At 68.9% G+C, this 11,722-nt stretch carries 10 protein-coding genes; 7 read left to right on the forward strand and 3 right to left on the reverse strand.

Translation table 11 applies throughout. The features are described from left to right. Nucleotides 1-112 precede the first annotated feature (112 nt). Nucleotides 113-1,657, forward strand: coding sequence for a ComEC/Rec2 family competence protein (locus ACQPYY_RS08645; RefSeq protein ID WP_433593356.1), 1,545 nt, complete (start codon nt 113-115; stop codon nt 1,655-1,657). Next, a complete protein-coding gene (gene holA / locus ACQPYY_RS08650) occupies nt 1,654-2,628 on the forward strand; it encodes a DNA polymerase III subunit delta (RefSeq protein ID WP_433593357.1) in 975 nt (324 codons plus the stop codon). The genes ACQPYY_RS08645 and holA overlap by 4 nt, the downstream gene beginning before the upstream one ends. 72 nt (nt 2,629-2,700) lie before the next feature. On the opposite strand, the gene ACQPYY_RS08655 is transcribed toward holA, so the two are convergent. Beyond that, nucleotides 2,701-3,450 carry an LGFP repeat-containing protein gene (locus tag ACQPYY_RS08655; RefSeq protein WP_379101403.1) on the reverse strand — a complete coding sequence of 250 codons (750 nt, stop codon included), beginning with the start codon at nt 3,448-3,450 and terminating at the stop codon, nt 2,701-2,703. Nucleotides 3,451-3,793: 343 nt separating this feature from the next. Then, nucleotides 3,794-4,057, reverse strand: coding sequence for a 30S ribosomal protein S20 (gene rpsT / locus ACQPYY_RS08660; protein WP_357090009.1), 264 nt, complete (start codon nt 4,055-4,057; stop codon nt 3,794-3,796). 208 nt (nt 4,058-4,265) lie between these two features. Between rpsT and ACQPYY_RS08665 the strand changes: the two genes are divergently transcribed. The 4 genes from ACQPYY_RS08665 (at nt 4,266) to ACQPYY_RS08680 (ending at nt 8,691) form a co-directional block, all read left to right on the forward strand. Beyond that, nucleotides 4,266-5,855 (forward strand): circularly permuted type 2 ATP-grasp protein, encoded by a 1,590-nt coding sequence (locus ACQPYY_RS08665; protein ID WP_433593358.1) that lies wholly within the window; start codon nt 4,266-4,268, stop codon nt 5,853-5,855. Between the two features lie 165 nt (nt 5,856-6,020). After that, a complete protein-coding gene (locus ACQPYY_RS08670) occupies nt 6,021-6,992 on the forward strand; it encodes an alpha-E domain-containing protein (protein ID WP_433593359.1) in 972 nt (323 codons plus the stop codon). A 13-nt stretch (nt 6,993-7,005) separates the two neighbouring features. Further along, nucleotides 7,006-7,848 carry a transglutaminase family protein gene (locus tag ACQPYY_RS08675; RefSeq protein WP_433593360.1) on the forward strand — a complete coding sequence of 281 codons (843 nt, stop codon included), beginning with the start codon at nt 7,006-7,008 and terminating at the stop codon, nt 7,846-7,848. Between the two features lie 63 nt (nt 7,849-7,911). Next, a complete protein-coding gene (locus tag ACQPYY_RS08680) occupies nt 7,912-8,691 on the forward strand; it encodes an aquaporin (protein ID WP_357279557.1) in 780 nt (259 codons plus the stop codon). 66 nt (nt 8,692-8,757) lie between these two features. Here the strand turns inward: ACQPYY_RS08680 and ACQPYY_RS08685 are convergent, their stop codons facing one another. Next, nucleotides 8,758-9,339, reverse strand: coding sequence for a type II toxin-antitoxin system PemK/MazF family toxin (locus ACQPYY_RS08685; protein ID WP_379101413.1), 582 nt, complete (start codon nt 9,337-9,339; stop codon nt 8,758-8,760). A gap of 157 nt (nt 9,340-9,496) precedes the next feature. Here ACQPYY_RS08685 and lepA point away from each other — a divergent pair, with 157 nt between their 5' ends. Continuing rightward, nucleotides 9,497-11,344, forward strand: coding sequence for a translation elongation factor 4 (lepA, locus tag ACQPYY_RS08690; protein ID WP_379101415.1), 1,848 nt, complete (start codon nt 9,497-9,499; stop codon nt 11,342-11,344). Nucleotides 11,345-11,722 lie beyond the last annotated feature (378 nt).

Below are 11,722 nucleotides of genomic sequence, written 5' to 3' on the forward strand. Positions count from 1 at the left end.
CAACCGCCGAACCCGCTGCGGCGCCCCGGTGGACGAGCGCGATCATCGCGCCCGGGCTGCCGGCCATCGTGGCCTCGAGCGGTATCCGCCGGCGGGAATCGGAGTGGCGGCGATGACGGGGGAGCCTCGCGCCGGATCGGTGGATCGGGAGCCGGACGCGGCGCCGGAGGTGCTGGATGCCCGGCTGGTGCCCGCGGCGGTGTGCGGTTGGGGCGCAACGGTTGTCGCCGTGGTGGCGGGGTGGCAGGCGGGCATCGGGATCGCCGCCGGATGCGTGGTGGCCGGGCTGGGGGTGTCCGCCCTGGCTGTTCGACGTGCTCGGGCGGGCCGGGTCGGTGGGGTGGCCTGGGTCGTGTTGGGGGCCTTGCTGATCGGGGTGGGATTCGGGCTGGCGGGGGCATGGCGCGCGCATCGGGTGCAGGAGCATCCGCTGGGCGGGGTGCGGGCCGGGCAGCGGGTCGTGGCGGTGGTGGAGCTGGGGGAGGACCCGAAGCGGTTGTCGGGCAGGACGTTCGGTGGTCCGACAGTGATGGTTCGGGGCGAATTGGTCGAGTATCGGGTGGGCGGACGGATCGTGCGGGCGGGTGGTGCCGTTACCGTGCTGGCTCCGGCGGGCGGGTGGCGGACGCTGATGCCGGGGCAGCGGGTGGAATTCGGTGCGCGCGTGGGGCGTCCGTGGCGGGCCGATCTGACGGTGGCGGTGCTGCGGGCCGACGGGGCTCCGGTCGCGGCGAGTACGGCGCCGTGGTGGCAGCGGGCCGCCGGACAGGTGCGCGATGCCTTCGGCGGTTCCGCTCGTCGAGCCCTCTCGGATGACGCGGCGGGGCTGCTGCCGGGTCTGGTGATCGGTGACACCTCGAGTCTGACCGAGCACGTGCAGGAGAACTTCCGCGAGGTGGATCTGGCCCACCTGTTAGCCGTCAGTGGTGCCAATGTGACGATTCTGCTTGCGGCGGTGCTGGTTTCGATGCGTGCGCTCACGGTGGATCCGCGGATGGGGGCGGTGGCGGCGGGCGCGGCGCTGGTCATGTTCGTGATCCTGGCCCGGCCGTCACCGAGCGTGCTGCGGGCCGCGGTCATGGGGGCGATCGCGCTGCTCGCGGTGTGCACCGGGCGCAGGAAGCAGGCGCTACCCGCGCTGTGCGCCGCGGTCATCGGGCTGCTGGCGTGGTCGCCGGGGTTGGCGGTGGATGCCGGGTTCGCGCTGTCGGTGCTGGCCACGGCCGGGCTGATCGTGATCGCGCCGGGCTGGTCGGAATGGCTTCGGGCGCACGGCTGGTGGCGGATTCCGGCGGATTCGTTCGCGGTGGCCGCCGCGGCTTTCGTGGTGACCACCCCGCTGGTGATCGCCCTGACCGGCCACCTCAGTCTGGTGGCCATCGTGGTGAACATGCTGGTGGAGCCGGTGATCGCGCCCATCACCATCCTGGGGGCGCTGGGTGCGGTGCTCGCGGTGGTCTGGTCTCCGTCCGCCGCCGTGGTCATCCACTGCACCGCTCCGCCGCTCTGGTGGCTGCTGACCGTGTCCGACCGCGCCGCGGCGCTGGGCGCGTCGGTCACCGTGCCCACCGGATTGCGGTCGGGTCTGGTCGCGGCGGTGGTGTGCGGGCTGGTGCTCGCGGGGTTGTCGGGGCGGACTCGTAGGATCGTTGCGTGAACCAGCGACCCGCGCCCCTGCATCTCGTGCTCGGTGAAGAGGAACTGCTGATCGAACGGGCGGTGGCGGCGATCACCGCACAGGCTCGGGCCACCACCACGGATCCCTCGGCGCTGCCGGTGGATCGGCGGCGGGCGGGCGACGCCAGCACCCCGGAATTGGCGGAGCTGCTGAGCCCCTCGCTGTTCGCCGAGGACCGGGTGATCGTGCTGGAGTCGGCGGCCGAGGCGGGCAAGGACGCGGTCGCGGTCATCCAGGACGCCGCGTCGTCACCGCCGGAGGGCGTGGTGCTGGTCGTGCTGCACAGCGGCGGCGGGCGGGCCAAGGCGCTCGCACCGGCCCTGCAGAAGATGGGCGCGGTCGTGCACAACTGCGCGAAACTGACCAAGGCGGGGGAGCGGGTCGAGTTCGTGCGCAACGAGTTCCGGGCCGCCAATGTGAAGGTGTCCGCGGACGTGGTGCAGGCCCTGCTCGAGGCGGTCGGCTCGGATCTACGGGAACTGGCCGCCGCCAGTTCACAGTTGGCGGCGGACACCGGCGGCAAGGTGGACATCGCGGCGGTGCGGCAGTACTACTCCGGCAAGGCCGAGGTGACCGGATTCGAGGTCGCGGACCTGGCTGTGTCGGGGGACCGCCCCGCGGCCATGGAGGCGCTGCGCTGGGCCATCGACCGGGGCGTGCCCGCGGTGCTGCTCGCCGACGCCCTCGCGGATTCGGTGCACACCATCGCGCGCGTCGGATCGGCCGGACGCGGGGACCCGTTCAAGATGGCGGGCGACCTGGGCATGCCGCCGTGGAAGGTGAAGAAGGCCCAGGGGCAGGCGCGCGGCTGGACCGGCGCGACCATCGGCGCGGCCTTACAGGTGGTGGCCGGACTCAACGCCGACGTGAAGGGCCAGGCCGCCGACGCGGATTACGCGCTGGAGCACGCGCTCTCGCGGATTCTGGATCTGCGCGAGAGCGCCTCGTAGACACCGGATGGAGCGGCTGGGCACCGGAAGAGCGCCCTCGTCGGCGCGGCGGGAGCGCCGCGCCTCAGGGGATCAGGCCTCGGGCTTCCAGATGATCTTGCCGCCCTGGAAGTCCTGGGCCTTGCCGCCCTCGTAGTCGTACTCGTCGCCACTCGGGAAGCCGTAGCGGCCGTTCTCGGCGCCATTGCGCACCCAGGTGTCGCGGATCGCGCCCCACACGATGTGGGTGCCCGTCTTCTGGGTGGAGTAGATCGCGCCGCCCTCGAACAGCTGGATGTGGGTCGAGGAGCTGTTGGTCTTGTTCTCGTCGGCGATGGGGAAGCCGAGCGGGCTGTTCTCCCAGCCGACGGAGGCGAACTTGTCGCGGATCACGCCGCTGAGTACGTGGGTGCCCGAACCGACCGACCAGTAAATGGACCCGCCCTGGAAGTGCTGGAACCGACCGGGCTTACCGGTCTGACCCTCGTCGGTGACGGGGTACTTCAGCGAGCCCGACTCCGCGCCGGTGCCACGCCACTTGTCGCGAATGGCGCCGCCGATGGCGTGCGCGTCGGTGGCCGGGGTCCAGTAGATGGAGGCGTTGTTGACGAACTCCTGCTTCTTGCCGCCGCCGGCCGCGTCGGTCTCCGGAGTGGTCGGGTCGCCGAAGAACTCCGGCCCGCCCGCCCGGTCGTATTCGGCCTCGATGGCCCCGCCCACCTCGAACGGGCCGATGGGCCGCGCGGTCGCGACACCCATTCCGGTGGTCAGCGCGACCGCGGCCACGCCGGCGGCCAGCGAGCCGCGGGTCCAGAAGGAACGGTTGTCACGCAGCGATGCCAAGAGAACTCTCCAGTACAGGTGTCGATGTCACCCCGACGGTGTCGCAGCCATCCTGCTGCGTGCCGCCGAAGTCAGCAAGTCTCTCCGACACAGTCGACAACACAACGGTTCCCGTTACAGGCATCACAACTGATCTCGCGTGATCTCGCGCCCATGGGGGGTAACTGGCCGGGTACGCCCACAATTGTTTCGGCTGTCAACCGCCGGTCCGCATGCATGGCGGTCAACGGCACTGAGCCGTGCGCTGAAGTCCCGGGGAGGCGGTACAGCAAAAACCGCCGTGGTCTTCGTGGCCACGGCGGCTATTCGAGAGCATGATCCGGTAGCTACTACCGGAGTCGGATCAGCCGAGCTTGTTGAAGGCCAGCGAGATCGCCGACTTCTTGTTGGCGGCCTGGTTGGCGTGGATGACGCCCTTCGAGGCGGCCTTGTCCAGGCTCTTGCTCGCCGACTGCATCAGCTCGAGCGCCTTGTCCTTCTCGCCCGCAGCAGCGGCCTCGCGGAACTTGCGGATCGAGGTGCGCAGCGCGGACTTCACCGACTGGTTACGCTGGCGCGCAAGCTCGTTGGTGCGGATCCGCTTCATCTGGGACTTGATGTTGGCCACGCCGGTTCCCTCGTGTTCCTTCGTTTGGTGTGTATGCGGGATGCAAAGTCTTCGTGCGCACTACGAGATGGGTAGTCGCAGCACCGACCGTCGAGGCTACCAGGCAAGGTGTCGAGGCACGAAATCGGCCCGGTCCGCGACATGGCCGAAACCAGAAATTTATCCCCGTCCAACTGCGCGTTGCCCCTGCGTGATGGACCATTTTTGCATGGCCGCGCTCACTCCCGCCGCACTCGCTCCCGCCGGGGTGTTCGCTGGCTATCAGCCCGGACGCTATCACCGCGCCTACGACGAGATGTTCGATTCCGCGGGCCGGCCGCGCGCCCCCTACCGGGGCATATTCAATGCCCTGGCCGCCATCGACGCCGAGGACCTGGCCGCCCGCGCCGAGGCGCTGGACCGCGCCTTCGTCGATCAGGGCATCACGTTCTCGCTCTCGGGTCAGGAGCGGCCCTTTCCGCTCGACCTGGTGCCCCGGGTGATCGCGGCCACCGAGTGGACCAAACTCGAGCGCGGCATCAAGCAGCGGGTGCGCGCCCTGGAGGCCTTCCTCGCCGACGTCTACGGCGAGCAGACCATCCTCCGCGACGGCGTCATCCCCCAGCGCCTGGTCACCTCCTGCGCCCACTTCCATCGCGAGGCCGCGGGCCTGGTGCCGCCCAATGGCGTCCGCATCCACGTGGCCGGAATCGACCTGGTGCGCGACGAGCACGGCGATTTCCGTGTGCTGGAAGACAATCTGCGCTCCCCGTCGGGCGTCTCCTATGTGATGGAGAACCGCCGCACCATGGCCCGGGTGTTCCCGGACCTGTTCGCCTCGCACCGGGTGCGCGCGGTCGGCGACTACCCGGCCCACCTGCTGCGGGCGCTGCGGGCGGCGGCCGCCCCCAACGAGGCCGACCCGACCGTGGTGGTGCTGACCCCGGGCGTCCACAACTCCGCCTACTTCGAGCATTCGCTGCTGGCCCGGCAGATGGGCGTGGAACTGGTCGAGGGCCGGGACCTGTTCTGCCGCGACAATGTCGTCTACATGCGGACCACCGCGGGGGAGCGGCAGGTGGACGTCATCTACCGCCGCATCGACGACACCTTCCTCGATCCCATGCAGTTCCGGCCCGATTCCATGCTCGGCGTGGCGGGCATCCTCAACGCGGCCCGCGCGGGCACCGTGGTGCTGGCCAACGCGGTCGGCAACGGCGTCGGCGACGACAAGCTGGTCTACACCTACGTGCCCGCCTTCATCGAGTACTACCTGGGCGAGAAGCCGATCCTGCCGAACGTCGACTCCTACCGCTGCTGGGAACCGGCCGAACGCGACGAGGTGCTCGACCGGGTGGCGGAACTGGTGATCAAACCGGTGGAGGGCTCCGGCGGGTACGGCATCGTGATCGGCCCGGCGGCGGGCCCGCGCGAGCTGGAGGCGACCCGGCGCAAGGTGCGGGCGAATCCGCGCGGCTGGATCGCCCAGCCGGTGGTGCAGCTGTCCACCGTGCCCAGCAAGATAGACGGCCGCCTCGCACCCCGGCACGTGGACCTGCGCCCGTTCGCGGTCAACGACGGTGACGACATCTGGGTGCTGCCGGGCGGGCTGACCCGGGTGGCGCTGCCCGCGAACTCGCTGGTGGTGAATTCCAGTCAAGGGGGCGGTAGCAAGGACACCTGGGTGCTGTCCCCGAGAACGTCTGTGGCGCAACGGGAATTGGCGGGCTCACAGCTGGTCGGCGAATTACATCTGGCCCCGGAAAGAGACCAATCCAGAGAGCCCTCGGTGATGCGGGCCAAACAACAACAGCAGTGAACAACAACAGAATTCGTGGAGGCTGAGCTCACAGTTCGCGGCCCGTCTCGTTCTGGACTGAGTGGAGCGGGGGAGCGAAGCGGAGGAGCGGAGGGAGGGAAGAACGAGACCTCCAGGGCCGCGAACCCGCCGGAGCGAAGCGAAGAGGCAGATAGGCAGAGAATCATGTTGGCGCGCAATGCCGAATCCTTGTTTTGGATCGGGCGTTATGTCGAGCGTGCCGAATATACGGCGCGCATTCTGGACGTCGCGGTTCATCAGCTTTTGGAGGAAGCCACCGTCGATCCGGATCGGACTTCTCGAGTCCTGCTGCGGGTATTGGGCATCGGACCGCCCGACGCGGAACAGGAATTGGATGTCTGGTCGGTGACCGAGTTGGTGGCTTTCGGCCGCGACGGCGGCTCGATCGTCGATTCCATCAGCCGGGCGCGCGAGAATGCCCGCGGCGCACGGGAAGTCACCTCCACCGAAATGTGGGAATGCCTCAATGCCACCTTCAACGGCCTGGCCGCGGCTGAACGGGCGGCGCGGGCGCTGGGGCCGCACGAGTTCTGCCACTACATCACCGACCGCGCGGCCATGTTCGTCGGACTCTCCGATTCCACCCTGAGCCGCGACGACGGCTACCGTTTCCTGCTGCTGGGCCGATCCATCGAACGCGTCGATATGACCGTGCGCCTGCTGCATTCGCGCGCCGGGGACCGCACCTCGTCCCCGGCGTGGGTGACGGTGCTGCGTTCGGCCGGGGCCCACGACCCGTACCTGCGCACCCACCGCGGCGTGCTCGACGCCAATCAGATCGCGGAATTCATCCTGCTGGACCGCCTGTTCCCGCGGTCGGTGTTCCATTCGCTACGGGTGGCCGAGGCCTGCCTGCAGGAACTGGATCAACGGCCCAACAGCCGGTTCGCGGCCCGCCACGAGGCGCACCGCCTGCTCGGGCGGGCGCGCAGCGAGCTGGAGTTCCTGCCCTCGACGGTACTGCTGGAGGACCTGCCCAGCCGGCTGCTGTGGTTGCAGCAGACCTGCCGCGAGGTGGGGGAGGCCGTGGCGCTGCAGTACTTCCACGCCGAGTCCTGGGTGGCGTGGACCGGCCTGCACGGACGTGGGGCCGAGCGGATGGAGGAGCCGGCGTGAACGAGGAAACAGCATGAGCTGGCGCATGCGGGTGGTGCACACCACCGGATACGTGTACGACGCGCCGGTCACCCGGTCGTTCAACGAGGCCCGGCTCACGCCGCGCGCCGACAGCCGGCAGAACGTGATCCTCAATCGCGTCGACACCGTGCCGTCCACCCGGTCCTACCGGTACACCGACTACTGGGGGACCGCCGTCACCGCCTTCGACCTGCACGCCCCGCACACCGAACTGGAGGTGACCAGCGCGTCGGTGGTCGAGACCGAGCCGTTCGCGGGCCCGCCCGAGGAGCTGTCCTGGGAGGAGCTGCGCGACGACGCCATCGGCGACCGCTTCGACGAACTGCTGGAACCCACCGAGTTCGTGCCCCGGGCGCGGCGGCTGGCCTCGGTGTCGCGGCAGCTGGCCCGCGGCGTGCCGCCCGCCAAAGCGGTTGTCCGCGCTGCCGAATGGGTGCACCGGGAGATGAACTACCTGGCCGGGACCACCTCGGTGCGCACCTCCGCGGTGCAGGCGTACGCCGAACGGCAAGGCGTGTGCCAGGATTACGCGCACCTCACGCTGCTGCTGTTGCGCGGCATGGGGATTCCCAGCCGGTACGTCTCCGGCTATCTGCACCCCGACCCGGCGGCCGAGGTGGGCCACACCGTGGCGGGCCAGATGCATGCCTGGGTGGAGGCATGGACCGGGCAGTGGTGGGGCTACGACCCGACCAACAACATCGCGGTCACCGAGCAACACGTCTCGGTCGGTGTCGGTCGTGATTACGCGGATGTGCCCCCCTTGAAAGGTATCTTCAGCGGAAGCGGCTCGACCGATCTCGACGTGGTGGTGGAAATAACCCGCCTGGCCTGAGGGTTCCGGCTCGCGCCGCTCGCTCTACACCGGTGCGTTGTCCATGCAAGCGGAAGGTAGCCGATGTCTCCCACAGCTCAGGAAGTCGCCGAGGATCTCACCGACCTACAACCACCCACCCTGGGGCGCAAGCTGTTCGCTGAGGCGCTCGGCACGTTCGTGCTGGTCCTGGGCGGCGTCGGCACCGCGGTGCTGGCCGGGAGCCGGGTCGGCGCGCTCGGTGTGGCACTGGCCTTCGGCCTGACCCTGTTGTTCCTGGTGTACGCGATCGGCCCGATCTCGGGCTGCCACGTGAACCCGGCGGTGACCGTGGGCCAGCTGCTGCTGGGCCGGGTGAACATCGTGGTCGCGGCGGGCTATTGGGTCGCGCAGATCGTCGGCGGTCTGATCGGTGGCGCGGTCATCTACGCCATCGCCAAGAACCTGCCGTCCTACGACCGCGCGAAAGACGGTCTGGGAGCGAACGGCTGGGGCGCGCACAGCCCGTCCAAGCTGACGCTCGGCGAGATCACCGTCAACGGCTACGGCCTGGCGGCCGCCATCACCGTCGAGGTGATCCTGACCGCGCTGCTGGTGTTCGTGGTGCTGGCCTCCACCGACCAGCTGTCGGACGTGCCGCTGGCGGGTCTGTCGATCGGCTTCACCCTGGCTGTCATCCACCTGATCTCGATTCCGGTGGACAACACCTCGGTGAACCCGGCCCGCAGCCTGGCGGTGGCCTTCTACCAGGACGGCGCGCCCGCGCAGCTGTGGGTGTTCATCGTGTTCCCGCTGATCGGCGGCGTGCTGGGCGCGCTGGTGTACAGCCTGATGTTCGGCCGCTCGCGCAACATGATCAGCTGAGCATCGGACTCGATCCGGCCCCCGCTCCGTCCCGGAGCGGGGGCCGGTCGTTTGTTCGGGAAAGCCCTAGTGCCAGTGGTATTCGGCGCACAGCCGGTGCGCGACCTTGTCGAAGGTCTTGCGCGGCACGATCGCGCCCTCGCGGCGAATACCCATCTCGGGCACGTCCAGCACGCGGTCCAACCGCACCCAGCTGTCACGGCCCTCGTGATCCCATGGCCCGTTGCCGATGCCGACCCAGTTGTCGTGGCGCGCATGATCGGCGTTGGAGGACAGCATCAGCCCGAGCAGCGTCCCGCCGTCGCGGCCCACCACCAGCACCGGCCGGTCCTTGCCATTGTCCGGGTCCTCCTCGTAGGGCACCCAGGTCCACACGATCTCACCCGGGTCGGCGCGCCCGTCCAGCTGCGGGCTGTAGACGATCATCCGCGCGCGCTCGTGCGACGGCACCCCCGCCGAGGAGGTCGGCCGCACGTTCACCCCCGGACCCTTGCGCGGCGTCCCCACCGCCTTCAGCGCGCGATCCCACACCGTCGACTGCCGCACCTTGCCGATCAACTTCGGCGCCTGCTGCGTGACGAGCTGGGTCCCCTGCTCCTTAGCCACGATCCCCAACTGCTTCCCCAGAGCGTTCCACCTGCCGGCCATGACACCGCAGCCTAACGGCGGAGACCCCGATTCTCATCCGCAGTGGATTCGCCTGCGGCGACGGGTCGTTCACGCCCGGGGAAGACCGGGGCGAGGACATCGGGCCCAACCCCGTAGACTTGCCGGTTGACATGCCGCTGTTTCGCCATGCCGAGGAGTGACTCCGATTAGCAGCTTCGCCGACAAGACGTTCACCGATCCCAGCCGGATCAGGAACTTCTGCATCATCGCGCACATCGACCACGGGAAATCGACCCTGGCCGACCGGATGCTGCAACTCACCGGTGTGGTCGAGGAACGCGCCATGCGCGCCCAGTACCTGGACCGCATGGATATCGAGCGGGAACGCGGCATCACCATCAAGGCCCAGAACGTGCGGCTGCCGTGGAACGTCGACGGGGAGGACTACGTCCTGCACCTGATCGACACCCCCGGACACGTCGACTTCACCTACGAGGTGTCGCGGGCGCTCGAGGCCTGTGAGGGCGCGGTGCTGCTGGTCGACGCCGCGCAGGGCATCGAGGCGCAGACCCTGGCCAACCTGTACCTGGCCATGGAACGTGATCTCACGATCATCCCGGTGCTCAACAAGATCGACCTCCCGGCCGCGGACCCCGACCGCTACGCCGCCGAGATCGCGCACATCGTGGGCTGTGAGCCCGAGGACGTGCTGCGGGTCTCCGGCAAGACCGGCGTCGGCGTGCCCGAGCTGCTGAACAAGGTGATCGCGGAGATCCCCGCCCCGGTGGGCGACTCGGAGGCGCCGCCGCGCGCGCTCATCTTCGACTCCGTGTACGACACCTATCGCGGCGTCGTCACCTACGTGCGTGTGATCGACGGCAAGCTGACCCCGCGCCAGAAGATCAAGATGATGTCCACCGGCGCGCAGCACGAACTGCTCGAGATCGGCATCGTGTCCCCGGAACCCAAGCCCACCCAGGGCCTGGGCGTCGGCGAGGTGGGTTACCTCATCACCGGTGTGAAGGACGTCCGCCAGTCGAAGGTCGGTGACACCGTCACCACCGCTCGCGACGGCGCGACCCAGGCGCTGGCCGGCTACCAGGAACCGCGGCCGATGGTCTACTCCGGCCTCTACCCGGTCGACGGCTCCGACTACCCGGATCTGCGCGACGCCCTGGACAAGCTGCAGCTCAACGACGCCGCGCTGACCTATGTGCCGGAGACCTCGGTGGCCCTGGGCTTCGGCTTCCGCTGCGGCTTCCTGGGCCTGCTGCACATGGAGATCACCCGCGAGCGCCTGGAACGCGAGTTCGGCCTCGACCTGATCTCCACCGCGCCCAACGTGATCTACCGCGTGGTCATGGAGGACGGCACCGAGCACATCGTCACCAACCCGTCGTTCTGGCCCGAGGGCAAGGTGCGCGAAACCCACGAGCCGATCACCAAGTGCACGGTGATCGCCCCGAGCGAGTTCGTCGGCACCATCATGGAGCTGTGCCAGGCCCGCCGCGGCGAGCTGCTGGGCATGGACTACCTGTCCGAGACCCGCGTGGAGATGCGCTACACGCTGCCCATGGCGGAGATCATCTTCGACTTCTTCGACTCGCTGAAGTCCCGCACCCGCGGCTACGCCTCGCTCGACTACGAGGAGGCCGGTGAACAGCAGGCCGACCTGGTCAAGGTGGACATCCTGCTGCAGGGCGAGGCGGTCGACGCCTTCTCCGCCATCGTGCACCGCGACGCCGCGCAGGCCTACGGGCACAAGATGACCACCAAGCTGCGCGAGCTCATCCCGCGGCAGCAGTTCGAGGTGCCGATCCAGGCGGCCATCGGCTCCAAGATCATTGCGCGCGAGAACATCCGGGCGATCCGCAAGGACGTGCTCGCCAAGTGCTACGGCGGTGACATCAGCCGTAAGCGCAAGCTGCTCGAGAAGCAGAAGGAAGGCAAGAAGCGCATGAAGACCATCGGTCGCGTGGACGTGCCGCAGGAGGCCTTCGTGGCGGCGCTGTCGACCGACTCGGCCTCGGACAAGAAGAAGTAGCCGACTCTCCGGGCTCCCGTGCCCCGCTCCCTGTTGGGAGCGGGGCACAGTACTAGAGGGGGCGCGTTGGAGTTGGATCCCGTGTCCGGTGCCCCTCAGGGAGCGGGGCACAGTACTAGAGGGGGCGCGTTGGAGTTGGATCCCGTGTCCGGCGCCCCTCAGGGAGTGGGGCAGAGTAATTGGGGGCGGCGCGCTGTTCTCGGGTGCCGCGGCCGGGGGGATAGGGTGGGGTAACTTCCGGTCGGCCGGTCAAAGCGCAAGGTTCGGTATGCAGGTCCAAAATGGGGCTTCCGTCCGGATTCGCAGGGTGACAAGCTGTGTGGCACACCGTTGAGCGCACCATCTCCTACCTGGTGGATGTGACAGACCGGTTCTCCG

It is taken from the genome of Nocardia sp. CA-145437, from assembly GCF_050956485.1.
Lineage (GTDB): Bacteria > Actinomycetota > Actinomycetes > Mycobacteriales > Mycobacteriaceae > Nocardia.